The 24,375-nt window shown below is 67.5% G+C and carries 25 protein-coding genes; 11 read left to right on the top strand and 14 right to left on the bottom strand.

All coding sequences use genetic code 11. From position 1 onward, the window contains the following. Positions 1 to 18 precede the first annotated feature (18 nt). Positions 19 to 1,011, top strand: a complete 993-nt coding sequence (gene pip, locus J7528_RS01310) for a prolyl aminopeptidase (RefSeq protein ID WP_291870569.1) — start codon at positions 19 to 21, stop codon at positions 1,009 to 1,011. A gap of 13 nt (positions 1,012 to 1,024) precedes the next feature. Here pip and rodA read toward each other — a convergent pair whose 3' ends face one another. The 6 genes from rodA to J7528_RS01280 all read right to left on the bottom strand — a co-directional run bounded on the left by rodA (position 1,025) and on the right by J7528_RS01280 (position 8,157). Further along, positions 1,025 to 2,182 (bottom strand): rod shape-determining protein RodA, encoded by a 1,158-nt coding sequence (rodA, locus tag J7528_RS01305; protein ID WP_291870567.1) that lies wholly within the window; start codon positions 2,180 to 2,182, stop codon positions 1,025 to 1,027. Next, a complete protein-coding gene (gene mrdA, locus J7528_RS01300) occupies positions 2,179 to 4,215 on the bottom strand; it encodes a penicillin-binding protein 2 (RefSeq protein ID WP_291870565.1) in 2,037 nt (678 codons plus the stop codon). Before mrdA ends, rodA begins: the two co-directional genes overlap by 4 nt. Positions 4,216 to 4,219: 4 nt before the next feature. Then, the gene (locus tag J7528_RS01295; protein WP_291870563.1) at positions 4,220 to 4,735 is read right to left on the bottom strand and encodes a hypothetical protein; all 516 of its coding nucleotides are present in this window, start codon (positions 4,733 to 4,735) and stop codon (positions 4,220 to 4,222) included. Continuing rightward, on the bottom strand, positions 4,732 to 5,832 hold the full coding sequence (mreC, locus tag J7528_RS01290) for a rod shape-determining protein MreC (RefSeq protein ID WP_291870562.1): 1,101 nt from the start codon (positions 5,830 to 5,832) through the stop codon (positions 4,732 to 4,734). The genes J7528_RS01295 and mreC overlap by 4 nt, the downstream gene beginning before the upstream one ends. 50 nt (positions 5,833 to 5,882) lie before the next feature. Further along, positions 5,883 to 6,926: a rod shape-determining protein gene (locus J7528_RS01285; RefSeq protein WP_004623009.1), complete on the bottom strand. Its 1,044-nt coding sequence runs from the start codon at positions 6,924 to 6,926 to the stop codon at positions 5,883 to 5,885. A gap of 352 nt (positions 6,927 to 7,278) precedes the next feature. Beyond that, complete coding sequence (locus J7528_RS01280; protein ID WP_291870560.1) at positions 7,279 to 8,157, bottom strand: DMT family transporter; 879 nt, start codon at positions 8,155 to 8,157, stop codon at positions 7,279 to 7,281. Between the two features lie 128 nt (positions 8,158 to 8,285). Here J7528_RS01280 and J7528_RS01275 point away from each other — a divergent pair, with 128 nt between their 5' ends. Beyond that, a complete protein-coding gene (locus J7528_RS01275) occupies positions 8,286 to 8,774 on the top strand; it encodes a hypothetical protein (protein ID WP_291870558.1) in 489 nt (162 codons plus the stop codon). A gap of 145 nt (positions 8,775 to 8,919) precedes the next feature. Here J7528_RS01275 and J7528_RS01270 read toward each other — a convergent pair whose 3' ends face one another. Continuing rightward, positions 8,920 to 10,494 carry a 2-isopropylmalate synthase gene (locus J7528_RS01270; protein WP_291870556.1) on the bottom strand — a complete coding sequence of 525 codons (1,575 nt, stop codon included), beginning with the start codon at positions 10,492 to 10,494 and terminating at the stop codon, positions 8,920 to 8,922. A 237-nt stretch (positions 10,495 to 10,731) separates the two neighbouring features. Then, complete coding sequence (locus tag J7528_RS01265; RefSeq protein WP_291870554.1) at positions 10,732 to 12,687, bottom strand: alkyl sulfatase dimerization domain-containing protein; 1,956 nt, start codon at positions 12,685 to 12,687, stop codon at positions 10,732 to 10,734. A gap of 41 nt (positions 12,688 to 12,728) precedes the next feature. Here J7528_RS01265 and J7528_RS01260 point away from each other — a divergent pair, with 41 nt between their 5' ends. Continuing rightward, positions 12,729 to 13,403, top strand: a complete 675-nt coding sequence (locus J7528_RS01260) for a TetR/AcrR family transcriptional regulator (protein ID WP_291871290.1) — start codon at positions 12,729 to 12,731, stop codon at positions 13,401 to 13,403. On the opposite strand, the gene J7528_RS01255 is transcribed toward J7528_RS01260, so the two are convergent. Next, positions 13,366 to 14,085, bottom strand: coding sequence for a TVP38/TMEM64 family protein (locus tag J7528_RS01255; protein ID WP_291870552.1), 720 nt, complete (start codon positions 14,083 to 14,085; stop codon positions 13,366 to 13,368). The genes J7528_RS01260 and J7528_RS01255 overlap by 38 nt on opposite strands. Positions 14,086 to 14,312: 227 nt before the next feature. Here J7528_RS01255 and J7528_RS01250 point away from each other — a divergent pair, with 227 nt between their 5' ends. The 3 genes from J7528_RS01250 to J7528_RS01240 all read left to right on the top strand — a co-directional run bounded on the left by J7528_RS01250 (position 14,313) and on the right by J7528_RS01240 (position 16,422). Next, complete coding sequence (locus J7528_RS01250) at positions 14,313 to 14,975, top strand: ParA family protein (RefSeq protein ID WP_291870550.1); 663 nt, start codon at positions 14,313 to 14,315, stop codon at positions 14,973 to 14,975. Between the two features lie 164 nt (positions 14,976 to 15,139). Continuing rightward, positions 15,140 to 15,808 (top strand): AAA family ATPase, encoded by a 669-nt coding sequence (locus J7528_RS01245; RefSeq protein ID WP_291870548.1) that lies wholly within the window; start codon positions 15,140 to 15,142, stop codon positions 15,806 to 15,808. A 74-nt stretch (positions 15,809 to 15,882) separates the two neighbouring features. Beyond that, positions 15,883 to 16,422, top strand: a complete 540-nt coding sequence (locus J7528_RS01240; protein ID WP_291870546.1) for an NADPH-dependent FMN reductase — start codon at positions 15,883 to 15,885, stop codon at positions 16,420 to 16,422. Between the two features lie 3 nt (positions 16,423 to 16,425). Here the strand turns inward: J7528_RS01240 and J7528_RS01235 are convergent, their stop codons facing one another. Beyond that, entirely contained in the window at positions 16,426 to 17,016 is a 591-nt protein-coding gene (locus J7528_RS01235) for a hypothetical protein (protein ID WP_291870544.1), read from the bottom strand. Between the two features lie 264 nt (positions 17,017 to 17,280). Between J7528_RS01235 and J7528_RS01230 the strand changes: the two genes are divergently transcribed. Next, on the top strand, positions 17,281 to 18,483 hold the full coding sequence (locus J7528_RS01230) for a pyridoxal phosphate-dependent aminotransferase (protein WP_291870542.1): 1,203 nt from the start codon (positions 17,281 to 17,283) through the stop codon (positions 18,481 to 18,483). 50 nt (positions 18,484 to 18,533) lie between these two features. Here J7528_RS01230 and J7528_RS01225 read toward each other — a convergent pair whose 3' ends face one another. Together J7528_RS01225 and J7528_RS01220 are read right to left on the bottom strand one after the other, a co-directional pair. Further along, positions 18,534 to 19,175 (bottom strand): glutathione S-transferase family protein, encoded by a 642-nt coding sequence (locus J7528_RS01225; RefSeq protein ID WP_291870540.1) that lies wholly within the window; start codon positions 19,173 to 19,175, stop codon positions 18,534 to 18,536. A gap of 114 nt (positions 19,176 to 19,289) precedes the next feature. Continuing rightward, positions 19,290 to 19,526: a DUF2171 domain-containing protein gene (locus J7528_RS01220; protein WP_291870538.1), complete on the bottom strand. Its 237-nt coding sequence runs from the start codon at positions 19,524 to 19,526 to the stop codon at positions 19,290 to 19,292. Positions 19,527 to 19,662: 136 nt separating this feature from the next. Between J7528_RS01220 and J7528_RS01215 the strand changes: the two genes are divergently transcribed. Genes J7528_RS01215 through J7528_RS01205 form a run of 3 tightly spaced genes read left to right on the top strand, consistent with a single transcriptional unit; the run spans position 19,663 to position 20,978 of the window. Continuing rightward, positions 19,663 to 20,565: a DUF6807 family protein gene (locus tag J7528_RS01215; RefSeq protein WP_291870537.1), complete on the top strand. Its 903-nt coding sequence runs from the start codon at positions 19,663 to 19,665 to the stop codon at positions 20,563 to 20,565. A 4-nt stretch (positions 20,566 to 20,569) separates the two neighbouring features. Continuing rightward, the gene (locus J7528_RS01210) at positions 20,570 to 20,746 is read left to right on the top strand and encodes a DUF4169 family protein (protein ID WP_125156583.1); all 177 of its coding nucleotides are present in this window, start codon (positions 20,570 to 20,572) and stop codon (positions 20,744 to 20,746) included. A gap of 19 nt (positions 20,747 to 20,765) precedes the next feature. Beyond that, positions 20,766 to 20,978, top strand: coding sequence for a ribbon-helix-helix domain-containing protein (locus tag J7528_RS01205; protein WP_291870532.1), 213 nt, complete (start codon positions 20,766 to 20,768; stop codon positions 20,976 to 20,978). A 96-nt stretch (positions 20,979 to 21,074) separates the two neighbouring features. Here the strand turns inward: J7528_RS01205 and J7528_RS01200 are convergent, their stop codons facing one another. Beyond that, the gene (locus J7528_RS01200; protein WP_291870530.1) at positions 21,075 to 21,326 is read right to left on the bottom strand and encodes a hypothetical protein; all 252 of its coding nucleotides are present in this window, start codon (positions 21,324 to 21,326) and stop codon (positions 21,075 to 21,077) included. Between the two features lies 1 nt (position 21,327). Next, entirely contained in the window at positions 21,328 to 21,519 is a 192-nt protein-coding gene (locus tag J7528_RS01195) for a hypothetical protein (protein ID WP_291870528.1), read from the bottom strand. A gap of 124 nt (positions 21,520 to 21,643) precedes the next feature. Between J7528_RS01195 and J7528_RS01190 the strand changes: the two genes are divergently transcribed. Continuing rightward, the gene (locus J7528_RS01190; RefSeq protein ID WP_291870525.1) at positions 21,644 to 24,055 is read left to right on the top strand and encodes a DUF3553 domain-containing protein; all 2,412 of its coding nucleotides are present in this window, start codon (positions 21,644 to 21,646) and stop codon (positions 24,053 to 24,055) included. The last annotated feature ends 320 nt before the right edge of the window (positions 24,056 to 24,375 follow it).

Genomic DNA, 24,375 nt, shown 5'->3' with positions numbered 1-24,375 from the left:
CACGTTAGGGTTAGTCTCATGGATCGTAACGCTTCCGCCGCCGTCATGGGTTCCATCGGTCGTCGTGGCCTCTTCCGTGAGGTCGAGCCATTCTCGTTCGGCTGGCTGCCCGTCGGCGGACCGCACGAGATCTATTACGAAGAATGCGGCAACCCGCGCGGCAAGCCCTGCGTGGTCCTGCACGGCGGTCCTGGCGGCGCGGTCAATCCGACCATGCGGCGGTTCTTCGACCCGACCAAATGGCGCATGACCCTGTTCGACCAGCGCGGCTGCGGCCGCTCGCGCCCGAACGCCAGCCTGGACGACAACACCACCTGGAGCCTGATCGAGGACATCGAGCGCCTGCGCGAGCACCTGGGCGTCGAGAAGTGGACCGTGTTCGGCGGCTCGTGGGGTTCGACCCTGGCCCTCGCCTACGCCATCAAGCACCCCGAGCGCGTCTCGGGCCTCGTCTTGCGCGGCATCTTCCTGCTGACCGAGCGCGAGCTGCGCTGGTTCTACCAGGAAGGCGCCTCGATGCTGTTCCCCGACGCCTGGGAGCGGTTCCTGGCCCCGATCCCCGAGGACGAGCGCGGCGACCTGATGAGCGCCTATCATCGCCGCCTGACCGCCCAGGACCGTCGCGTGCAGCTGGAAGCCGCCGCCGCCTGGAGCCAGTGGGAAGGCGACACCATCTCGCTTCGAGGGCCGGAGGCCCGTCCCCCTAAATTCAACGAAGAAGACTTCGCGATCGCCTTCGCGCGGATCGAGTGCCACTTCTTCACCAACAAGGGCTTCTTCGACCACGACGGCTGGATCCTGAAGAACATCGACAAGATCCGGCACATTCCCGGCTGGATCGTTCAAGGCCGCTTCGACGTGGTCACCCCGCTGGACAGCGCCTGGAAGCTGCACAAGGCCTGGCCCGAAGCCCGCTTCGACATCGTCTGGGACGCGGGGCATGCGTCGACGGAGCCGGGCGTCATCGACGGCCTGGTGCGGGCGACCGAGGCTGCGCTGGTCAGCAGCTAGACCAGCGAGCCCCTTAGACCAGCGAGCCCTTGCCGCTGGTCACTTCGGTGTAGCGGTGCACGCGGACGGACTGGACCAGGCCAAAGCCGACCATGACCGTTAGCATCACGGTGCCGCCGTACGACAGCATCGGCATCGGCACGCCCACGACGGGGGCCAGACCCATGACCATGGCCCCATTGATCAGCACGTACAGCGAGAAGGTCGCCGTCACGCCGGCCGCCGACAGGCGTCCGAAGTGGCTGTGGCTGATCGAGGCGATACGCAGGGCCATGAAGATCACCGCGCCGTACAGGAACAGCACGCCGAAACAGCCGACGAAGCCGAACTCCTCGGCCAGGGTGGCGAAGATGAAGTCGGTCTGCTTCTCGGGCAGGAAGTTCAGCTGGCTCTGCGAGCCCAGTCCGAAGCCCTTGCCCAGCAGGCCGCCCGAGCCCAGGGCGATCTTGGACTGCAGGATGTGATAGCCGTCGCCCGAGGGGTCCTTCTCGGGGTTCATGAAGGTCAGGATGCGGTTGCGCTGATAGTCGTGCAGCCCGAACATGATGAAGGGCGGAACGGCCACGGCGGCCAGGGCGCCCATCGCCGCGATGATCCGCCAGGACAGGCCGGCCAGCACCATGATCGCCCCGCCGGTCGCGCCCAGCAGGATGGCGGTGCCCAGGTCGGGCTGCTTGGCCACCAGCAGGAACGGCACGCCGATCATCGCCGCCGGGATCAGCAGCCACCACGACATCCGCGCCCGGTCTGCCGACAGGCCGTGGTAGAAGCGCGCCAGGGCCAGCACGAGGCCGATCTTCATCACCTCGGAGGGCTGGAACCGCAGCGGGCCCACCTGCAGCCAGCGCTGGGCGCCCAGCGAGATGTCGCCGACCAGGTCCACCGCGATCAGCAGCAGCACCCCGACCACATAGATCGGATAGGCCGCGTTGAACCACCATCGCAGGTCGCACATGGCCAGGGCGATCATGATGATGAAGTAGACGCCGAAGCGCAGCAGATGCCGATCGGCCCAGGGCTCCCACGAAGCGCCGGCGATCGAGAACAGCATCAGTCCGCCCGTCCCCGCGATCAGGGCCAGCACCAGGCAGAAGGTCCAGTCGACCTCCATGAACTTGATGACCGGACGATCGCGTTCGCCCGGCCGCGTTAGGCCGCCACTCAGGGTCATTGCGGGCCTCCCTGCGGAGTGGTGGTGGGCGGAATGGGTGCGACGTCCGGCGCCGGCGGGGCGGCGCCCTCGACGGGATCCTCCGGCGCGGCGCCTTCCATGATGTCTTCCGGCGCGGCCTCGGGCAGCGGCGCGGGACGCTCGATGCGGGCGCGGATCTCGGGGTCCTTCAGCAGGGCCACGCGCATGACTTCGCGGGCGCGCGGCGCGCCGGCCGTGGCGCCGCCCATGCCGCCGTGCTCGATGATGACCGCCACGGCGTAGCGCGGGTCGTCATAGGGCGCGAAGGCCACGAACAGGTTGTGGTCCTTCAGGCGCCAGATGGTGCCCGTACCCTTGCGGTTGGCGACGCCGTCATAGCTGCGCACCTGGGCCGTACCGGTCTTGCCGGCCATCTGCACATCGCCCAGGCCCAGTTGGCTCTGGCGATAGGCCGTGCCGCGCACGTCGTTGGCCACGGCGGCCATGCCGCCGCGCACATACTCCAGGTGTTCCTGCGAGAACGGCAGGTCCGGCACGGCCGCGCCGCTGGGCTGCTCAACACCGCCGACTGACTTGATAAGCCGCGGGTTCAGCGCCTTCTTGCCGTTGGCCAGGCGCGCGGTCATCACCGCCAGCTGCAAGGCGTTGACGGTCAACGCCCCCTGCCCGATCCCGTAGCTGGGGGTCTCGCCCGGAAACCAGACCTGGTTGGCTGGATTCTTCTTGAAGGCTCGCTTCTTCCAGGCCCGGTCGGGGACATTGCCCTTCTTCTGGCCGGGGATGCCGATGTCGAACAGCTGGCCAAAGCCCATGGCGCGCGCCGCGTTGGCGATGGCGTCGGGGCCGACCTTCAGCGAGGTCTGGTAGAAATAGACGTCGCACGAGTTCTTGATGGCGTCGTGCATGTTCTGGGGGCCATGGCCGCCCTTCTCCCAGCAGCGCCAGACCCGGCCGCCATAGTACCAGCTGCCGGGACAGTTGATCCGGATCTCCGGGTCGATGCCGGCGGTCAATGCGGCCAAGCCGACGGTCGGCTTGAAGGTCGACCCCGGCGGGAACGTGCCGGTCAGCGATTTGTCGAGCAGCGGCTTGCGTTCGTACTCGGCCAGGGCCTTGTACTCCGCACCCGACAAGCCCTTCACAAAACGATTGGCGTCGAAGCTGGGCGCCGAAGCCATGCACAGCAGGTCGCCGGTGCGGATGTCCATCACGACGATCGCGCCGCTTTCGTCGCCCATCACCTCGAGCGCGCGATTCTGGATGTCGGCGTCCAGCGTCAGGCGGATTTCCTTGCCCGGCGTGGGCGGAATGTCACCGGCCGGATCCAGGCGCACGACGCGCCCTTGGGCGTCGACCTCGGTCTTGGTGGCGCCGGCGCGGCCGCGCAGGTCCTTGTCGAAAGCCTTCTCGACGCCCTGCTTGCCGATCCGGAAGCCCGGGTGGTGCAGCAGTTCCTGGTCCTGGGTCGTGTCGCCCTCGGCCGCCTTCAGGTCGCGGTCGCTGACCTTGGCGACATAGCCGATCACGTGGGCGAAGGCGCCGCCGAACGGATAGACCCGCACCTCGCCCATGTCGGCGGTGACATTGGGCAGTTCCGGCGCGCGGATGTTGATGCGCGAGAACTCCTCCCACGAGAGGTCCTCCATCACCACGACCGGGGCCTTGCGCGGGGCGCGGGCCAGTTCCTTCAGGACACGGTTGCGGCGGGCCTCGTCGATCGGCGCCAGCTTGGCCAGGTCGGTCAGGACGGCCTCGGCGTCGAGATCCTTGTCCTTGTTGATCATCAGCCGGAAGTTGGGCCGGTTGGACGCCAGCGACACGCCGTTGCGGTCCAGGATCAGGCCGCGTGGCGGCGGCACCAGGCGGTAGTTGAACTGGTTGCCGGCCGAAAGCTTCTGATAGCGCTGGGCCTCGACCAGCTGCAGCTGGGCCAGGCGTCCGCCCAGGGCCAGAAGGCCCAGGCCCGTGAAACCGCCCAGCAGGAACGCGCGCCGGTGGAAGACCCCCTGACGCTCATTGACCTCGAAGAAGAAGATGGACGGTTCGCTCATGGCCTCACCGGAACCGCACGTCGGCGTCCTCGAAGCGATCGACCAGGCGGTGGGCGAACGGGAACAGCAGCGCCGTCACCAGGAACTGCCAGAAGACGGCCAGCAGGCTGGGCATGGCCAGGCTGTCGAGCATGGTGAACAAGAAGCCCGCGACCATGGTCACGGCCGTGACCCCGGCGAACCAGGCCCACATCATCGGCCGGCTCTGGCCGGTCATGGCGTTGCGCAGGATCAGGACCATGGCGTAGGCGACCAGCAGCGACAGACCCCACAGGCCCGTCGGACCGCCCCAGAAGATGTCCAGGAACAGGCCCAGGATCAGCAGGGCGAACGGCGCCAGGATCGACGGCCGGATCATCGCCCAGGCGAAGGCCGGAACCATGGCGAACACCGGCTCGGGCAGTTGCAGGCCCCAGATGCGGATCGGCGCGGCGAACAGGATCGTCGCCACGATGCACAGCAGCATCGGCACGCCCAGCCAGCGACCGGGGTTCAGCGCTCGCCCGCCGCTCATGCTCATTGGGGCGTTCCCGTCGGCGGGGGCCTCGTCGCCACTGGGGCGGCGGCCGGCTTGGGCTGAGCGGGCTTGGGGGCGGCCGGCTTCGGCGCGGCGGCCGCGGGCGGCTTCGGCTGAGCGGCCGACGGCGCGGTCGTCGTCGGAGCCGGAGCAGCCGGCGCCGGTGCGGCTGGCGGGATCGACAGGATCGAGGTCTGCGGATCCTCGGTCGTCACCGGCGGCAGGGTCTTGGCCTGCAGTTCCTTCTCGTTCGCCAGCTGGGCGAAGTCCTTGAACAGCAGGATGCGGATGAAGTCGATCGACGACTGGTCGGCGAACAAAACGACGCGCCAACGGCCGTCCAGGCCCTTCACGGCCGCACCGACCGGCAGGCCGCGCGGCACGACGCCACCGTCACCCGAGGTCACGACGCGATCGCCCTGCTGGATCGGATCGACGCCACGCAGGTATTCGAGCTTCGGGTTGGGACCGCCATCGCCGGTCAGGATGGCCCGGGCGTTGGTGCGGTCGATCATCACCGGCGTGCGCGAGGCGATGTCGGTCAGCAGCAGCACGCGGCTGACGCCATGCGAGACGCCGACCACGCGACCGACCAGGCCGCGCTCGTTCAGGACCGGGTTGCCGACCACAATGCCCTTTTCCGAGCCGGCGTCGGCCAGGCGGGTGTTGGCGAAGGGACCGCGGCTGTCGCTGACCACGCGGGCCGAGGCCATCGGGATCGGCGGATCCGTGCGCAGGCCCATCAGCGACTTGAAGCGCTCGTTCTGGTCCTGCAGGGCCAGGGCGCGGTCACGCCATTGGCGCATCTCGGCCAGCTCGGTCTTCAGCCGGCGGTTTTCCTGCGCCGTGAAGAAGTAGCTGCGGACATAGTCAAAGCCCAAGCCCGTCCAGCGGCCCGGCGCGGCGATGGCGCCGCTGACCGGCTTGGCCACGACGTCCACCGTCTGGCGGGTGACGCCATAGGCCTGCTCCTGGAGGGTCTCCCGCCGGTCAGCCAGCAGGAAGGCGACGGCGATGACGGCCGCCACGATCAGGGCCACCGCCGCCGTCCAGGTAAGCGGCACTTTCAGGTCGCCGAGGGGACCTTCGCGAAAGGGCACGTACTTGTATCTCCCGGCGCCCCCCGAGGCGCCACTAGAGCAATGTTAGCTTACGCCAGCGTGGATTCCAGAACGCCCTTCATCCACTTCGGGTGTTCCAGCACCTTGCCGCAGCCCAGGGCCACGCACGACAGCGGATCATCGGCCACGGTGACGGGCAGGCCCGTGTGGTCGCGGATTTCGGCGTCCAGGCCGCGCAGCAGCGCGCCGCCGCCGGTCAGCATGATGCCCTTGTCGGCGATGTCGCTGGCCAGCTCCGGCGGGGTGGCTTCCAGGGCCACCTTCACGGCTTCGACGATCTGCCCGACCGGTTCGGCCAGGGCGTCGGCGGCCTGCTTTTCCGAGATGCGGACTTCGCGCGGCACGCCCTGCATCAGGTCGCGGCCCTTGACGTCGATCGACAGGCCTTCGCCGTCGGCCGGAGCCCGGGCGGTGCCGATTTCCTTCTTGATGCGTTCGGCGGTCGTTTCGCCGATCAGCAGGTTATGGTGGCGACGCATGTAGCTGATGATCGCCTCGTCCATCTTGTCGCCGCCGACGCGGACCGAGCGCGAATAGACGATGCCCGACAGCGACAGCACGGCCACCTCGGTGGTGCCGCCGCCGATGTCGACGACCATCGAGCCGGTCGGCTCGTGGATCGGCAGGCCGGCGCCGATCGCGGCGGCCATCGGCTCGTCGATCAGGCCGACGCGGCGGGCCGAGGCGTTCAGGCAGCTGTCGTTGATCGCGCGGCGTTCCACGGCGGTGGCGCCCGACGGCACGCACACGATCACCTTGGGGTTCACGAAGCCCTTGCGGTTGTGAACCTTGCGGATGAAGTACTTGATCATCTCTTCGGCGACTTCGAAGTCGGCGATGACGCCGTCGCGCATCGGGCGGATGGCTTCCATGTGGCCCGGGGTGCGGCCCAGCATCTGCTTGGCCTCGATGCCCACGGCGTGGACGATCTTGCGACCGCCGACATTGCGCAGCGCCACCACCGACGGTTCGTTCAGAACAATCCCTTTGCCCTTCATGTAGATGAGGGTGTTGGCCGTTCCGAGGTCGATGGCGATGTCGTTCGAGATCACGCCGAAGAGGGAAGAGAACATTGAAAACCCTGACTGAGGGGTATGAGGGGCGTTACGAGCAGGCAGAAAGTCGTCAGATCGGCGAAGCGGGAGCTTTTCCGTCCCGGGGACGGGGTCGGCGGAGAAGAAAAGGCTCCTACTTCAATTCAATGCGAGGACAACATGATTCCCGCATTTAGGGGATTTCGCCCCAGCCCGCACGCCTTGTCGCCCGACGGGTGCGCCGCATCCTGGCCGCGCCGTCGCCGGGACGGCCAAAAGGCGCGCCGACGCCGCCCGTTTGCCCTGCGAAAGCGTTGATTTCAAGGTCTATTCGCGGGGTTCTCTAAGGCTTTTGCGGTCTAGCTGGCCAAGCATCCCAAAGTGGCGAAATCTAGCCGAGCGCGGCCATGACGACGCCGACCGCCGTTATCGCGCCGGCGGTCATCTGGGACAGGGTCAAACGTTCCTTGAACAGACGGCGTCCGGCGATGGCGGCGACGGGCATCTCGACCACGCCGACCGCCCGCACCGGCCCCACGGGCGACAGGGCCATGGCCGTGAACCACAGGCCCGAGGCCGCCGCCCCGCAGAATCCCGCCCCCAGCGATTGCTTCCAGGCCGCTAGCACGGCCTTCAGCGAGTCCGGATTGCGCCAGGCCAGCCAGGCGGTCAGGCCCAGCGTCTGGATGGCCTGGACGACCAGCACGGTGGTGAAGGCCGCCGCCGGGGGATGGACCGGGTCCAGGGCCAAAGCCGCCTGCCGGAAGCAGTTGGCGCACAGCGCGAAGGCCGCGCCCGACGCCAGGCCCGCCAGCACCGCGCCCTTGCGGATCACGACCTCGCCGCGCGGCCAGGACAGGGCGGCAAGCCCCGCGGTCGCCACCAGCCCGCCGGCCCAGGCGATCGGCCCGACATGGTCCTTGAACACCAGCGCCCCGAAGACCAGGGCGAACGGCAGGCCGCTCTGCTGCAGGGCGGTGCCCAGGGCGAACGACGAGCGATGCATCGCCGTCAGCATCGCGGCCGTGGCGCAGATCTGGAACACCGCGCCGGCGACGCAGGCGATCCAGAACCTGGCGTGCGGATGGAAGTCGAGGCCCGGCGTCAGCAGCACGGCGATCCCAGCGAAGACGGCGGCGAACGGCAGGCCGAACAGGAAGCGGACCAGGGTCGCGCCCCAGGGCCCCGCTCCGCCCATGACCGAGCGCTGGGCGGCGTTGCGGGCGACCTGGAAGATCGTGGCGACGATGGTGATGGGGATCCAGATCATGATCCGACCTTTATGCCGCCCTTAGGCGGGCGGGCTGGTTTCGCATGGAGCCCTTATGCGCGGGAGGCGCAAGACAGGCGGCGTTCGTCGCCCCGTGGCGACGCTCGCTTTGATGAGGTTTTCAGACCATGTCCCCGCGCCCGCCCAAATGGGTTCCCATCCGCCAGGCCGCCCAGTTCCTGCTGGGGGTGCCGACCAACGGGATCAACCCCGCCCTGGACCGCATGCTGGAGCTCGCCGAGGCCACGCCGCTGTGCTTCGTGGCCGTGGCCGGTCCCGGCGCGGGCGAGGCCATGTGCCAGCTGTGGCGTCGCGGCTATCAGCGCGTCGAGGCCGCCCGCCGGGCCACCTGCGGCGCCGCCGACGAACGCAGCGACGTGCTGCTGGTCCTGGACGGCCAGACGCTGGAGGACACGCGAGCCATCATCGCCGCGACCTACAGCATGCTGCGCCCGGGCGGCACGCTGGTCGTGGACGCCAGCGCCCTGCTGGACGAGCAGCCCCGCCGCGCGCTGGCCGACAGCCTTCGCGAATTGGGCATGGACGTGCAGCCCCAGGCGCACCTGGGCGCCGAGATCCTGGCCACGCGGCCATTCAGTTCGCGTAGAGCGGCCTGAACCAACCTCACACCGATCATCCCCGCGAAAGCGGGGATCCAAGCGGCATCAGGGAGCCTGGCTCTAGCCGAGCTACATTCCGAAAATCAGCTTGGGTCCCCGCTTTCGCGGGGACGGTCGGATGTGGGGGATGCCTTGCTAGGTCCTAGAACCCGCTGGCGATCGCCGCTTCGGGCCGGCTCTTCTCCTTGCGGGCGAAGAGGTTGTTCAGCGCGTTGACGTACGCCTTCGCCGAGGCCGTGAGGGTGTCGGTGTCGGCGGCCGCGCCGGTGGCGATGCGGCCGTCCTCTTCCAGACGCACCGAGACCTGGGCCTGGGCGTCGGTGCCTTCGGTCACCGCGTGCACCTGGAAGAGGCGCAGGGCGGCGCTGTGCGGCACGATCTTGTGGATGGCGTTGAACACCGCGTCGACCGGACCATCGCCGGTCGCTTCGGCCGTGCTCGAGACGCCGTCGACGTCCAGGGTCAGCTCAGCCGACTGGCCTTCGGTGCCGGCCACCACGCGCAGGTGCGAGACGCGGATCTTCTCCGAGCCGCGCGCCAGAGCGTCGTCGACCAGGGCGATGATGTCGTCGTCGTAGACGTGCTTCTTGCGGTCGGCCAGGTCCTTGAAGCGGCCGAAGGCTTCCTTCAGCGCGTTCTCGCCCAGCTCGTAGCCCAGGTCCTTCAGCTTGGCGCGGAAGGCGTGGCTGCCCGAGTGCTTGCCCATGACCAGGCTCGACGGGGCCTGACCCACCGACTCCGGCGTCATGATCTCATAGGTCTCGCGGTTCTTGAGCATGCCGTCCTGGTGGATGCCGCTCTCGTGCGCGAAGGCGTTCTTGCCGACAATGGCCTTGTTGTACTGCACCGGGAAGCCGGTGATGGCCGAGACATAGCGGCTGGCGCGGGTGATGTGGGTGGTGTCGATGCCGGTCTGATAGGGCAGACGGTCGCCACGCACCTTCAGGGCCATGACGATCTCTTCCAGCGCGGCGTTGCCGGCGCGCTCGCCCAGGCCGTTCACGGCGCACTCGACCTGGCGAGCGCCGCCCTGCACGCCGGCCAGGCTGTTGGCCACGGCCAGGCCCAGGTCGTTGTGGCAGTGGGTGGAGAAGATGACGCGATCAGCGCCCTCGACGTTGTTGACCATCCAGTTGAACAGGTCGGCATATTCCGACGGATAGGTGTAGCCCACCGTGTCGGGCAGGTTGATCGTCGTGGCGCCGGCCTTGATGGCGGTCTCGATGGCGCGGCGCAGGAACTGGCGGTCGCTGCGGGTGGCGTCCTCGGCCGACCACTCGACGTCGTCGCGCAGGTTGCGGGCGTGGGCCACCGAGCGGGCGATCACGTCGATGACGGCGTCCGGCTCCATCTGCAGCTTGTGCTTCATGTGCAGGTCGGACGTGGCGATGACCACGTGGATCCGGCCGCGCTGGGTGGGCTTCAGGGCCTCGGCGCAGCGGTCGATGTCGACCTGGTGGGCGCGGCACAGGCCGGCGATGGTCGAGTTCTTGACGATCTTGGCCACTTCGCGGACGGCCTCGAAGTCTCCGTTCGAGGCGATCGGGAAGCCGGCCTCGATGATGTCGACTCCCATCTCCTCGAGGATCTTGGCCAGTTCCAGCTTCTCTTCCAGCGACATCGAGGCGCCGGGCGACTGCTCGCCGTCGCGCATGGTGGTGTCGAAAATGACGACGTTGTCGCGCTTGGTCGAAGCGCTGTCGGATACGGAGGTCATGGAAGTACTCGTCGAATGGGTGTCTGCGTGCGGGCTGCGGGTTCACTGTCCCCTGTGCGCCCGGCCACGACGATGCGCGGCCCCTAGAGCGCCCAGGGGCTGGTAAGCAGAAGCGGAAGCAGCTTGCGCGCGACGGTCATGGCGCACTTTCTACACAGCAGCCCAGAATCGAGCAAGCAATTTGCGCCGACGGTCCAATCGGCCGCAGCCGGCGCAAATATTTCCCACCTTCGAGGGTTAATTGGGGCGAGTTACGATCGGGAAGTCGGTCGGGAAAGCGTCAAACCAACCCGTCATCCGCCCCATCGCCGCGCGATCGCCCTCAAGCTTGACCTCCCCGGTCAGGATTTTCGGGACCAGCGACTTGCCGGTGAAGAGCGAGTCCAGGAAAACCGGCCGCGCCACCGTCAGGGTTGCGTCGGCTTTTTCCTCCCCCGCCGAAGGCTGGGCGACCAGCACGCCATTGCGCACCTCGACCAGGAAGCGTTCGTTCCGATCCGGGAAGACGAAGACGATCCGCAGGTGGGCGTCCTTGGCCTTGTCGGGGTTCAGGCGCACCGACAGCACGTCGAAGATCATGGCGCTGTCCAGGGCCGCCAGCATGTCCATCGGCGTCATCGAGGCCGGCAGCTTGCGCACCCCGCCCCGCAGTTCGTCGGCGCCGGTCAGGTAGATGTTGCGCCACAGGCTGTTCTCGGTCTGGTAGCCCAGCTGGTCGTAGACGCCGGCCAGCATCGCCTTGGCCTCCCTGTCGGCGTCATCGGCCATGACCGCATGGTTCAGCAGTGCCGCCGCCCAGGCATAGTCGCCCTTCCCCGTCGCCTCCTTGGCCATCGCCTTGACCTTGGCCGCTCCGCCCATGGCCGCGACATAGCGGCGGCCGGCGTCGACGGGCGGCGCGGGGACCAGGTGAGCCGGGTTGGCGTCGTACCAGCCCATATAGCGCTGATAGACCGCCCGGCTGTTGAAGCTCATCGAGCCGTAATAGCCGCGGTTGAACCACTCCTTGGACAAGGTCGGCGGCAGCTCGATCCTGGCGGCGATCTCGTCCCCGGTCATGCCGAGGTTCATCATCCGCACCGTCTGGTCGTGCAGATACTTATAGGCGTCGCGGTGATCGGCCAGGAAGTCGCGCACCACCGCCCCGCCGAAGCGCGGCCAGCCGTGGCTGGTGATCATGGTGTCGGAGACGTCGCCGAACAGCCGCAGGGACTCGGTCAGGTCATCGGCCCAGGCCTTGCTGTCGCGGACCAAGGCTCCACGCGGCGTAAGAATATTGTGCATCGAGACATTGGCGTTCTCGGCCATGTCCAGGATGCGCAGGTCCGGGAAATAGAGGTTCATCTCGGCCGGGGCCTCGGTCGAGGGCGTGTACTGGAAACGCACCTTCACGCCGTCCAGGGTCAGTTCCTGGCCGGTGTGGTCGACGATCACGGTCGGCGGGATCAGGGTGATCGAGCCTCGGGCGATGGTCTGGCCGATCCCGGAGGTGATCTGCCCCTCGACACCCGGCGGCAGCATGATGCCGAACTGGTACTGGGCCCGGCGGCTCATGGCGTTGCCAGCCAGGATGTTCTCGGCGGCGACCTCCTCCATGAAGCCCTTGGGGGCGACGATCGCGACCCTGCCCGCCTTGACGTCGGCCTCGTCCACCACCCCGCGCACGCCGCCGAAGTGGTCGCTGTGGCTGTGGGTGTAGACCACCGCCTTGACCGGCAGCTTGCCCAGCTTGTCGTTGACCAGGTCCAGCGCGGCCTTGGCCGTCTCCTTCATGGTCAGCGGGTCGATGACGATCCAGCCGGTGTCGCCGCGCACGAAGGTGATGTTGGAGATGTCGAAGCCGCGCACCTGATACACGCGGTCGCTCACCTGGAAGAGCCCGTGCTTGGACAGCAGTTGCGCCTGCCGCCACAGGCTGGGGTTCACGGTCGCTGGCGCCTGGCCCTTGAGGAAGTCGTAGGCTGCCAGGTTCCAGGCCGGCTGGCCGTCGTCGCGCTTGATCAGCGGATCGGCGAGCGTGCCCAGGAAACCCTGGTCGGCGAAGTCGAAGTCCTGGCGGTCGGCCATCGGCAAGGTCGCGGCGAAGGCCTTCTGCTTGTCGGCCGTGATCGCGCTGGCCGGATCCCCTGCCCGCGCGCCGCCCGCGACCATCGCCAGAACCAAGACGCTGGCCGCCATCATGCCCTTACGCATACCACCCTCCCGCTATTTGAAACTTTATAGTTTCATTCTACATAGCACCGATGAGCACGAGCACGAAGGTTTCCGTTCCGAGAGGCCGTCCCGGCCAGCCCAAGCCGCGTGTCGACAAGGCCGCGCGGGGCCTGGCGGTACTGGAGGCCGCTGTCCAGGTGTTCGCGGAAAAGGGCCTGCAGGTCGCCACCATGCAGGACGTCGCCGACCGCATGGGCGTGGCCAAGATCCTGATCTATCGGCTCTATCCCTCGCGCCAGAGCATCATCGACGCCCTGTTCGCCGACATCCTTGCGAGGATAGAGGCTGACGCTGGCCGTCCCTGGGGCGGCTATGGCTCCAGCATCGCGAGGCTGGTGACCCTGTCGCGAAGCAATCCCAAGCTGGCGCTCCTACTCCTGCGAGACGCGAGGGGCGCGCCTGAGGCCCTGGCCTGGCGGGAAGCCCTGGAAGCGCTACTGACCAAACTGATCGAACCGTTCGTGGCCCCCACGCCTGGCGCGTCAGAGGCGCAGCGAGCCACATGCCGCCACGCCGCCCGCACCTTCATGCCGTTCGTGATCGAAGCCTGGGCCGCGGGGGTCGAGGAGACCGACGGCATGGATGACGAAACCCGCACGCGCTGGTTCGGCGAGATCGTGAAGGCGTGGCGCGAAGCCACCTATGCGGCGGCTGACCTCAGCCCTCCGCCTCTTCCGCCGCCTCACGCTTCTTGAGCCAGGCGCGGCTGACCAGGCCCATGGCCAGCCAGATCACGATGGCCAGGGCGATCATGACGATGTGCTGCTTGCCGCCGCCCTTCATCGCCTGGACGATCGAATTGCCGGCGAAGGCGGTCAGGGCGATCTTCGGCACGATGCCGATGGCCGTGCCGGCCGCGAAGTCGCGCAGCTTCATCGGCGTGACGCCGGCGGCCATGTTGACGACGATGAACGGCGCCGAAGGCACCAGGCGCACGATCAGGCTGGCCATGAAGCCGTTCTTGCCGATCATCCGCATGAACTTGTTGACGCCCTCGCCCGCGAAGTCGCGCAGGATCCTGGCCCCATAGGCCCGGCCCAGCCAGAAGCCGACCAGCGATGACACCAGGGTGCCGATCCAGCTGTAGGCGAAACCTGTCCACGGCCCGAAGGCGACCACCGCCGCGGCGATCAGCACGAACTGCGGGACGCCGAGGAAGGCCATGACCGCGAAAGCCGCCACGGCCGCCGGTAGGGCCCACGGCCCGCTGGCCGCGCCCAGCCAGTGCTCGACAGCCGCCTCGCCGTTCACGCCCAAGAGCTGCGCGCCGAACAGGAAGACCACGCCCACCCCGCCGAACAGCACGAACGAGACCGCCACCGTGCGCCAGGCGCGGGCGTCCATATTGGTGACGAAGTCGAGTATGCGGCGGATCACGGCCCCTCCTCGCGCAGGCGCCGGTCGGGGTCAAGCGGCGCCGCAGCTAACGGCGGCGGACATCTGCTGGAGAACGAGGCGTTTTTCGGACCACCGCCCCGAAACGCGATCCGGGGACGACATGATTCGCCTGCCGCGACATTTCGGTTGCGTGGGCTTCACATGACAGCGTTACTTATCCACAGGCTGCAAGGGCAGAAAACCTTGGCCTGGTAAGGAGTTTGATCGTGAAGACCCTGGCTGTGATCTCCCGCAAGGGCGGCGCCGGCAAGACGACGCTTTCGGTCAACCTGGCCATCACGGCCCACCTGGCCGGCCTTCGGACCATGCTGGCTGACATCGACCCTCAGCGCTCGGCATCGGACTCCCTGCGGGCTCGCACTGGCGATGGTCCGGTGCTGTCCGAGATCAACGCCGGCAAGCTGTTCTCGACCCAGGTCCAGGCCCAGCACGGCAATTACGACGCCCTGGTCATCGACACCCCCGCCGCGCCCGAGGCCGACGGCTTGCAGGCGATCAACTGCGCCGACCTGTGCGTCCTGGTCTGCCGCCCGACCTTCCTGGACATCGCCTCGGTGGTGCGCTCGGCCGAGGCCGTCCGCCGCCTGGGCAAGAAGGGCCTGATCGTGCTGAGCCAGGCCCCGTCGCGCCGCAACGGCTTCGAGCCGCCGGCCGTGCTAAAGGCCGCCGAAGCCCTGCGCTTCACCGGCATGCCCCTGGCCCCCATCGGCTTGCGCGCCCGCACCGCCTTCCAGCAGTCGGTCGCCCATGGTCGTTCGGTGTGCGAGTGGGAGCCCGGCAGCGCCGCCGCCGAGGAGATCTCGCGCCTGTGGGACCTGATCGCTCCGATGCTGCTGGGCCAGGAAGACATCAAGGCCCGCGCCGGCTAAGCCGCCTGCCCTGAGATTTCGCAGGACGCCGCAAAGTCGCGCGAAACCAGCGCCAATAAATCCCCAGATTGAGTTTCTGTTTACACCTTCACCATAACAATCATCGCCGTCGGTGGTCTTGCGACCCTTAGAAGTCGCGAGACGGGGGACGGAGTGAGCGTGCCGTGAAGACGATTACGGTGCTTTCCCGCAAGGGCGGGTCGGGCAAGACGACACTGGCCGTGAACTTGGCCTTGATGGCCTTTCTGGCTGGTCGCAAGGTCATGCTGGCCGATATCGATCCACAAAGGTCGGCGTCGGACGCCCTAAAGGCGCGCACAGCCCCGGGCCCGAGCGTGTTCGAAGGCGGCGGCGGCAAGCTGTTTCACGTCAAGTCGAACGCCATGCGCGAGGGCTACGACTATCTGATCATCGACACACCGTCCGCGTGCGAGGGCGACGTCGCGCAGGCGGTGAACCTGACCGACCTGTGCCTGGTGGTCGGACGCCCCTCGTTCCTGGACCTGGCGCCGATTGTGCGCACCGCCGAGGCCGTGCGGCGGCTGGGCAAGGGCGGCTTCCTGGTGCTGAACCAGATCCACACCAGCAAGCCCGACGCCACTCCGACGGCCAGCCCCGACATCCTCGAGGTGCTGCATCTCTGCGGCTTGCCCTTGGCGCCGCATGGCCTGCGCTCGCGCGATGCCTTCCAGAAGGCCATGGCCCAGGGCCGCTGCGTGGCCGAGTGGGAGAAGGCCGGACCCGCGGGTCGCGACATGGAGCTGCTCTGGGCCTTCGTCGAGACCAACCTGGACGGCCAGCAGCCTGCCATGCCAGCCGCCCTGGCGGGATAACGCTGCTCGACCATTCCCGCCTTCCGCGCGAAGCCCGGCCTGACTAGGGTCGCCGCCTCAGCGACGGAGCCACAATGAAGATTCTCGCCGCCTCCGGCAGCCTGCGCGCCGCCTCGTACAACACCGCCCTGCTCCACGCCGCCCGCGAACTGGCGCCGGAAGAGATGACGATCGAGATCTTCGGCTTGGGCGACCTGCCGTTCTTCAACCAGGACGTCGAGGAACAGGGCGACCCGGCCCCGGTCGCCGCCTGGAAGGACGCCGTGCGCGCGGCCGACGGCCTGCTGATCGCCTGTCCCGAATACAACGGCGGCCTGACGGCGGTACTGAAGAACGCCATCGACTGGGCCTCGCGCGGCAAGCCCGCCCCACTGGACGGCAAGATCGCGTGCGCGCTGGGCGCCAGCCCCGGGATGACCGGCACCGTCCGCGCCCAGGACGCCCTGCGCCTGAACCTCAAGCGCGCCGGCGCGGACCTGGCCCCGCTCAGCGACATCCTGGTAGGCCAGGCCCACACCAAGTTCGAGAACGGCAAGCTGATCGACGAACGCACCCGCCAGGCGATCGCGCGTCACCTGGCGAGCTTCGCGTCCGTGATCCGGGCGCGCGACTAGGCCTTATTGCGCCAGTTTCTTCAGGTCGTAGTCCGGCCCGAAGTCCAGTACGAACACCGGCCCCAGAAACACCGTCTGCTTGGCCGAGCCCAGGTGCAGCGAAACGTTCGCGCCGCCGGCCGGGATGTCCATCGAGGCCCGGCCGGGCACGGTGTACATCTTCCACTCCGCGCCGCTGATCTTGGCCGAACCCTGCACCGCCGCGTCATAGGGCGCGGCGGGCTGCTGGACACGCACCGCCGACAGGTTGGCCTCGGCCGCGCCGCCGTCGACCGCCTCGGCCTTGGCCCAGAAGGCGATCAGGATCACATCGTTCTTGCTGACCTTGCCCGTGATCGGCTGCTGGGCGCCGACCTCCCACGGATTGGCGCTGGCTTTCTGGACCTCGACCTTCATGCCGCCCCCGCCCGCGACGGTCTTGTCCTTGACCGGACTGGTCTTCTGGTCGGGACCATAGACCTGCCAGTTGGCCGACGGCTTGTTGATCGCCTTCTGCAGGATGTCGCCGTCGCCCGACTGGGCAAAGCCCGACGAGGCCGCGCCCAGCGCCAAGGCCACGACGGCCAGGGCGAAATACAGAATCTTGGTCTTCACGGTGGTTTCCCTCCCCCTTTGGCCGTCATCGCGGCCTTGCGTTTCCCCCGAGGGTCGCCTCCGTTCGCCGGAGGTCGCCCTACAGATGTTAGCGGTATCTTGGAGGTTGGCGGCGCGCAAGAACGTCGGTCCCCGAAAGCGTCGCCAAAATGTCTTGGAGGCCGTCTTGCTGCGTTGCGCCATGGCCAGCGGGAGCGTAAAGACCGCCGCAATCCTGAAACGGTCCTTCCAGCGGACCAAGCCACTCCAGGGGAGTTCTGCAAGATGTCGCTCGAGTCCGCCGCCCTGCGGCGCATCGCACCGTCGGCCACCATCGCCATCAGCGCCAAGGCGCGCGCGCTGAAAGCCGCCGGTCGTGACGTGATCGCCCTTTCCGCGGGTGAGCCTGACTTCGACACGCCGGACAATATCAAGAATGCCGCCATCGACGCGATCAAGGCGGGAAAAACTAAGTATACCGACCCGGACGGCATGCCCGAGCTGAAGGCCGCCATCTGCGCCAAGTTCAAGCGCGAGAACGGCCTGGAGTACAAGCCGAGCCAGGTGCACGTCGCCCCGGGCGGCAAGCCGGTAATCTTCAACGCCCTGGTCGCCACCCTGAACCCGGGCGACGAAGTGATCATCCCCGCGCCGTACTGGGTGTCGTATCCCGACATGACCCTGCTGGCCGGCGGCACCCCGGTCTCTGTCGAGACCACCGCCGAGAGTGGCTTCAAGATCACGCCGGAAGCCCTGGAAGCGGCGATCACGCCCAAGACCAAGTGGCTGATCATCAACAGCCCGTCCAACCCGTCGGGCGGCGCCTACAAGCGCGAAGAGCTGCAGGCCATCGCCGACGTCCTGCTGCGCCATCCGCAGGTGTGGGTGCTGACCGACGACATGTACGAGCACCTGGTGTTCGACGACTTCGAGTTCACCACCATCGCCCAGGTCGAGCCTAAGCTCTATGACCGCACCCTGACGATGAACGGCGTCTCGAAGGGCTATTCGATGACCGGCTGGCGCATCGGCTACGCCGCAGGCCCCGAAGCGCTGATCAAGGCCATGGGCAAGATGATCAGCCAGACGACCTCGAACCCCTGCTCGATCTCACAATGGGCGGCGCTCGAGGCGCTGAACGGCACGCAGGACTTCATCAAGCCGAACGCCAAGCTGTTCCAGGAGCGCCGCGACTTGGTCGTGTCGATGCTGAACCAGGCCCAGGGCCTGAACTGCCCGACGCCGGAAGGCGCTTTCTATGTCTATCCCTCGTGCGCCGGCCTGATCGGCAAGACCGCGCCCTCGGGCAAGGTCATCGAGAGCGACGAGGACTTCGCCGGCGAACTGTTGGAAGCCGAGGGCGTGGCGGTCGTGCACGGCGCGGCCTTCGGCCTGTCGCCGTTCTTCCGCATCAGCTACGCCACCAGCAGCGACGTGCTGGAAGACGCCTGCCAGCGCATCCAGCGCTTCTGCGCCAGCGTGAAGTAAGCGGCTTCAAGCCTCTGAATTGAAAAGGCCCGGGTTCATCCCGGGCCTTTTTAGTTACAGCCGTTGATCCAGTCCGTAAGCCCTTCGCGGGCGTGGACCTCGCGCAGCGCCGGGCGCTGGCGGATCGTGTCGAGATAGCGCTTCAGGTTCGGCCAGGCTGTCGCCGGCTTGGGCATGTTGCGGGTCCAGCGGCACAGGATCGTGGCCAGCAGGTCCACGGTCGTGAAGTGCTCGCCGACCAGGTACTCGCGGTCGGCCAGCCGCGCGTCCATCCGCGCCAGCCCGGCCTCGATCCGTTCGCGAGCCGCGGCCTGCACGGCTTCCTGCGCTTCCCCGCCCGCAGGTTCGTGCGGATAGAACCAGGCGCGGAAGTTGGGCTGGAAGCTGTTGGCCAGCCAAAGGGTCCAGCTCAGATATTCGGCCCGCTCGACCGAGCCTAGCGGCGGCGCGAAGCCGGCCTCGGGGTGGCGTTCGGCCAGCAGGGTCGCGATGCCCGCCATCTGGGTGACCGGCGCGCCGTCGATGATCAGGGTCGGCACCACGCCGTCGGGGTTCAGCGCCAGATATTCCGGCGTCTTGTGCTCGGCCTTGTCGAAGTCCAGCAGGCGGGCCTCGAACGGGACGTTCAGCTCCAGCAGCATCCAGTGGATGGCCGTGCCGGCCGTGCTGGGCGAACCATAGAGCGTGTACATGCAAGACCCTCCGCGCTGATGGCCGCGGATAGGCGGCTGCTTCTGCGGAACGGTCAAGCAAAAGGCCCCCGTCCCGAGGGCGGAGGCCTTTCAAGATCAACGCATGTGCGGCGCCTAGTGCTTCTCGCGCCACTGGGCCTTGGCGTCGTCCTTGGTCAGGGCCAGGTGCACCTTGTCGTCGTCGATATATTCCACCCAGGACAGCGGGATCAGGTGGTGCTTGAAGCCGCCGCCCAGGTCCAGCTTGGCCAGCTCGATCTCGCCGTTGGCGATATGGTCCACGCGGCCGACGTGGCCGCCGTCCGAGCCGACGACTTCCTGGTGTTCCTTGATCTGCGAGAGGTCGATCATCCGTCGTCTCCTGGAATAGAGCGAGACCCCCGTGGTCTCTCGCGACATCAAACGGCCACGTCTCCAGTGAAGTTTCAGCTTGCCATGCACGCATGGATTGTTCTTGATACGTTCTGAAGCTTCCGAGGACCGAGCCATGCGCTTGCGCGCCCTTCTCACCGCCGCCCTGTTCCTGATCGCCGGTCCTGTCCTGGCGGATCCGGCGATCGGCAAGCGCGTCGACGCCGTCTTCGCCGATGACGCGGTGACCCTGACCGAGGCCGGAAAGACCGTGCTGGTCTATCGCACCAAGCCGCTGGATCCCGCCGCCGAGCCCGGTCGCGCCAACTATGTCGGGCAGCTCTACGCCCCCGACGGTACGGCCCTGACCGAGGACAAGCCCGGCGACCACCCGCACCAGCGCGGCGTCTGGTGGGCCTGGATGAAGGTGCAGTCCGACGGCAAGACCATCGCCGACGGCTGGTACATGAAGGGCCTGACCTATTTCGTCCGCGAGAAGAAATTCCTGGGCGACGCCGAGGGCGGCGGGACCCTGACGGTCAATGTCGACTGGATGGTCAATTCGGGGCCCGAACTGGTCTATGTCGCCACCGAGACCACCAGGGTCACCGTCCGCCCGCTGAAGGCCGGTTCGCGCCGCGTGGAGTTCGACACGATTATCACCTCGCGCGTCAACGCCCTGGGTCTGGGCGGCAGCGAGGACGATCGCGGCTTCGGCGGCTTCTCGATCCGCCTGGTCGAACCCGAAAAGCTGGCCTTCTCGTCCGGCGGCAAGGCCATCGTCCCGAACGGCTCGGCGATCACCGCCGGAGCCAATATGGGTTTTGCCTGGACCGATGCGGCCTCACCGGCCTGGGCGGTGGGTTTGGCCTGCAAGGCGAACGGCCAGGCGATCACGCGTTGGATGCTGTATAATGACCGCTCGATGCAGAACTGCGTCTTCCCCGGTCGCGCGCCGCTGGTTCTGAAGAAGGACGAAGCGCTACGCCTGCAGGAGACGCTGGTGATCCGTCCGGCAGCGAAGAAGAAAGTCCCGTAAGCGTATGGCCGACATCGTCAATCTGAACCAGGCCCGCAAGGCCAAGGCCAAAGCCGACGACAAGGCCCGCGCCGCCGAGAACCGCGCCAAGTTCGGCCGCACAAAGGGTGAGAAGACCCTGGACGCCGCCCGCGCCGACAAGCTCAAGCGCGACCTCGACGGCGCCAAGCGCGAGGACTGAGGCCCCGCATGGATGTTAAATGGCTGGTTTGAAGAAGCGGTCAGTGAACCTGGCCGGCCACGCGACCTCCCTGGCGCTCGAGCCAGAGTTTTGGGCGGTGCTGGAACGCGCGGCGACAGACCAGGCGCTGAGCCTGGCCGGCCTGATCCAAAAGATCGATCTGGAGCGCGGCGAGCGCCCGCTGGCCTCAGCCTGTCGGGTGTTCGCGCTGGTGAAGGCAAGCGCGCAATAACTGTCATCCCGGCCAAGCGCAAAGCGCGCCGAGCCGGGACCGCCGGAAGCTCCGAGCCCGTTGCGGTTCCCGGGTCTTCGCCCGGGATGACAGGATTTAGCTGCGCTGCTCCACCGCCGGACGCCGTTGCGTCGGGATCGGAACGGGCTGCGGGTTAGGCCCCTTGCGCAGAGCAGAGGGAATATCCCGCAGGCCCTGGCGCAGGTCGACGCGGTCGCCAGCCATGACGCCCAGCTTCCACGCGCCCCAGACCGCCAGCACCAGCACCGCCACGACCAGCAGCGCCGCCCAGGCGCCGCCGCCTTCACCTCGGTGGGTATGTCCGTTGTGAGCGAGGGTCCTGGCCATGTCAGCCGCCCGGCGCCTTCGGCGCGTCGGGCAGCTTGGGCGCCGACGCCGAGATGTTCACGTCGACCTTCTTCTTCTGCGTGAAGCCGCCCGACATCATGAAGAAGGCGAGCACCGCGACGATGACGACAAGTCCGCCTACGATGAACGCCAAGCCACTGTTGCCACCGCCACTGCTGGTACCTTCGGCCATGAGAGTCTCCGCGCCTGTTCGGCTCTGTTGCTGTTGGCGGATCAACGGTACGCGACGCCGGAGGTTCCGCTTCGACCGTCGCGAGGGACTTAAGTCCCGCACACTTTGTGCTACATATGTTCCCATGTATCCCGATGACGACTCGGCCGGTTTCCCGGGCGACCTCCCCTCTCCGCGCATCTCCGACCTGGCCCGGCCGCAACCGCCGACGGGCGGCCATGCCATGCCCAACTATCTGGACGGCCTGAATCCCGAACAGCGCGAGGCGGTCGAGACGACCGAAGGCCCGCTGCTGGTCCTGGCCGGCGCCGGCACCGGCAAGACCCGGGTGCTGACCACCCGCCTGGCCCACATCCTGGCCTCGGGCCGCGCCCGCCCGTGGGAGCTGCTGGCCGTCACTTTCACCAACAAGGCCGCGCGCGAGCTGCGCGAGCGGATCACCCACATCATCGGCCCGGAGGCCGAGGGCCTGCGCTGGCTGGGCACCTTCCACTCGGTGGCCGCCCAGATCCTGCGCCGCCATGCCGAGCTGGTGGGCCTGAAGTCGAACTACACGATCATCGACACCGACGATAACGAGCGGCTGCTCAAGCAGCTGATCGAGGCCGAGAACATCGACGCCAAGCGCTGGACCCCGCGCATCCTGTCGCAGATCATCGACAACTGGAAGAACCGCGGCTGGACGCCCGACCGCGTCCCGGCCAGCGAGGCCGGCGAGTTCGCCAACGGCAAGGGCATCAGTCTGTACCGCCAATATCAGGAGCGCCTGCGCATCCTGAACGCCTGCGACTTCGGCGATCTGCTGCTGCACAACATCACCCTGTTCACCGGCCATCCCGACGTGCTGGACGAGTTCCAGCGTCGTTTCAAATACGTGATGGTCGACGAGTACCAGGACACCAACGTCGCCCAGTATCTGTGGCTGCGCCTGCTGGCCCAAGGCCGCCAGAACGTCTGCTGCGTCGGCGACGACGACCAGTCGATCTATGGCTGGCGCGGCGCTGAAGTGGACAACATCCTGCGCTTCGAACGCGACTTCGCCGGCGCCAAGGTCGTGCGGCTGGAGTGCAACTACCGCTCGACCGAGCACATCCTGGCCGCCGCCTCGGGCCTGATCACCGCCAACAAGGGGCGCCTTGGCAAGACCCTGTGGACCCCGGCAAAGGGCGGCGAGAAGGTCAAGGTCAGCGGCGTCTGGGACGGCGAGGCCGAGAGCCGCATGATCGCCGACGAGATCGAGCGCGCCAAGAAGGCCGGCCGCAAGTACAACCAGATGGCCATCCTGGTCCGCGCCAGCTTCCAGATGCGGGCCTTCGAAGAGCGGTTCGTGCTGCTGCAGATCCCCTACAAGGTGGTCGGCGGCCCGCGCTTCTTCGAGCGCGCCGAGATCCGCGACGCCCACGCCTATCTGCGCCTGATCCAGTCGCCCGACGACGACTTGGCGTTCGAGCGCATCGTCAACACGCCCAAGCGCGGCATCGGCGACACCAGCGTGCAGAAGCTGCTGCAGATCGCCCGCCTGAACGGCGTCTCGACCGTCGAAGCGGCTCGTCAGATCATCGCCAGCGACGAGCTGCCGGCCCGCACCCGCACCGCGCTGTCGAACTTCATCCGCGACCTGGACCGCTGGCGCTCGATGATCGGCAACATCCACCACCAGCGCCTGCTGGAGATGGTGCTGGAGGAGAGCGGCTATACGGATGCCCTGCGCCTGGACAAGGGCCCGACCAGCCAGACGCGGCTGGAAAACCTGAAGGAACTGGTCCAGTCGATGGGCGCCTTCGACACGCTGGAGGCCTATCTGGAGCACGTGTCGCTGGTCATGGACCTGGACCGCGAAGCCACCGGCGACGCCGTCTGGATCATGACCCTGCACTCGGCCAAGGGCCTGGAGTTCCCGCTGGTCTTCCTGCCCGGCTGGGAAGAAGGCGTGTTCCCCAGCCAGCGCAGCATGGACGACAAGGGCGAAAAGGGCCTCGAGGAAGAGCGCCGCCTGGCCTATGTCGGCATCACCCGCGCGCGGGAAGAGGCCCGGATTAGCTTCGTGGCCAACCGGCAGGTCTATGGCCGCTGGACGTCGCAGCTGCCCAGCCGCTTCGTCGACGAGCTGCCGATCGCGCACGTCGATGCGGCGTCGGAGACCGGCTACTACGGCGGCGGCCCCGGCATGCAGTCGACGGCCGCCTCGCGCTGGGATGACCCCGGCACGTCGGCCTTCCAAGCTGGCAGCTATGACAGCCCCGGCTGGAAGCGAGCCCAGGAACGCACGGCGGGGTTTGGCGAACGCAACGCCGGCTGGCGCGGGCCACAAGGCGTGCGCTCCGGCTCGTCGGCTCGCTCTGCCCCGATCGAAGGAGAAGGCCGCCTGGTCGCGGTCTCGGCCCCGACCAACAGCGCCTATTCCCGCGGCGACCGCGTGTTCCACGTCAAGTTCGGCTACGGCCAGGTGAGCTCCATCGAAGGCAACAAGCTGACGGTGGCGTTCGATAAGGCCGGCGAGAAGAAGGTCATCGACAGCTTTGTCGAGAAGGCCTGAGGGCGGCGCAGGCCCCTCCACCGGCTTCGCCGGTCCCCCTCCCCCAGCAGGGGGAGGAGAGATGAAACCCGGCAGGCGCAGCGCCTTCCCTCTCCGCCCCGCTTGGGGGCGGACAGACCTGCGTAAGCAGGTCAGGCGGGGGCCTGTGCTGAGCCAGCCGCCCGCGCCCCGATGCCGCAGGGGTTGAACGCGACATTCTGATAACCATATGGTACTCAGGAAGCAGCCAACCGCTTCAGCCCAAGACAGCTGAACCTCACGGCGCTCCTATCGCCCATCGCCGCAAACGGCTGCCGGGCACTTATCTCCACCCTTTAAGG

It is taken from the genome of Caulobacter sp., from assembly GCF_017744445.1.
Taxonomy (GTDB): Bacteria; Pseudomonadota; Alphaproteobacteria; order Caulobacterales; family Caulobacteraceae; genus Caulobacter.
Note: the sequence above shows the minus strand (reverse complement) of the source record. Positions and strands in the feature narration are given on the sequence as shown.

Excerpts from the sequence above, each read along its gene's own strand:
- pip (WP_291870569.1), top strand. The coding sequence starts at position 19 with ATGGATCGTAACGCTTCCGCCGCCGTCATGGGTTCCATCGGTCGTCGT.
- rodA (WP_291870567.1), bottom strand. The coding sequence starts at position 2,182 with ATGACCCTGAGTGGCGGCCTAACGCGGCCGGGCGAACGCGATCGTCCG.
- mrdA (WP_291870565.1), bottom strand. The coding sequence starts at position 4,215 with ATGAGCGAACCGTCCATCTTCTTCTTCGAGGTCAATGAGCGTCAGGGG.
- J7528_RS01295 (WP_291870563.1), bottom strand. The coding sequence starts at position 4,735 with ATGAGCATGAGCGGCGGGCGAGCGCTGAACCCCGGTCGCTGGCTGGGC.
- J7528_RS01285 (WP_004623009.1), bottom strand. The coding sequence starts at position 6,926 with ATGTTCTCTTCCCTCTTCGGCGTGATCTCGAACGACATCGCCATCGAC.
- J7528_RS01280 (WP_291870560.1), bottom strand. The coding sequence starts at position 8,157 with ATGATCTGGATCCCCATCACCATCGTCGCCACGATCTTCCAGGTCGCC.
- J7528_RS01275 (WP_291870558.1), top strand. The coding sequence starts at position 8,286 with ATGTCCCCGCGCCCGCCCAAATGGGTTCCCATCCGCCAGGCCGCCCAG.
- J7528_RS01270 (WP_291870556.1), bottom strand. The coding sequence starts at position 10,494 with ATGACCTCCGTATCCGACAGCGCTTCGACCAAGCGCGACAACGTCGTC.
- J7528_RS01265 (WP_291870554.1), bottom strand. The coding sequence starts at position 12,687 with ATGCGTAAGGGCATGATGGCGGCCAGCGTCTTGGTTCTGGCGATGGTC.
- J7528_RS01240 (WP_291870546.1), top strand. The coding sequence starts at position 15,883 with ATGAAGATTCTCGCCGCCTCCGGCAGCCTGCGCGCCGCCTCGTACAAC.
- J7528_RS01230 (WP_291870542.1), top strand. The coding sequence starts at position 17,281 with ATGTCGCTCGAGTCCGCCGCCCTGCGGCGCATCGCACCGTCGGCCACC.
- J7528_RS01225 (WP_291870540.1), bottom strand. The coding sequence starts at position 19,175 with ATGTACACGCTCTATGGTTCGCCCAGCACGGCCGGCACGGCCATCCAC.
- J7528_RS01220 (WP_291870538.1), bottom strand. The coding sequence starts at position 19,526 with ATGATCGACCTCTCGCAGATCAAGGAACACCAGGAAGTCGTCGGCTCG.
- J7528_RS01215 (WP_291870537.1), top strand. The coding sequence starts at position 19,663 with ATGCGCTTGCGCGCCCTTCTCACCGCCGCCCTGTTCCTGATCGCCGGT.
- J7528_RS01210 (WP_125156583.1), top strand. The coding sequence starts at position 20,570 with ATGGCCGACATCGTCAATCTGAACCAGGCCCGCAAGGCCAAGGCCAAA.
- J7528_RS01205 (WP_291870532.1), top strand. The coding sequence starts at position 20,766 with ATGGCTGGTTTGAAGAAGCGGTCAGTGAACCTGGCCGGCCACGCGACC.
- J7528_RS01200 (WP_291870530.1), bottom strand. The coding sequence starts at position 21,326 with ATGGCCAGGACCCTCGCTCACAACGGACATACCCACCGAGGTGAAGGC.
- J7528_RS01195 (WP_291870528.1), bottom strand. The coding sequence starts at position 21,519 with ATGGCCGAAGGTACCAGCAGTGGCGGTGGCAACAGTGGCTTGGCGTTC.
- J7528_RS01190 (WP_291870525.1), top strand. The coding sequence starts at position 21,644 with ATGTATCCCGATGACGACTCGGCCGGTTTCCCGGGCGACCTCCCCTCT.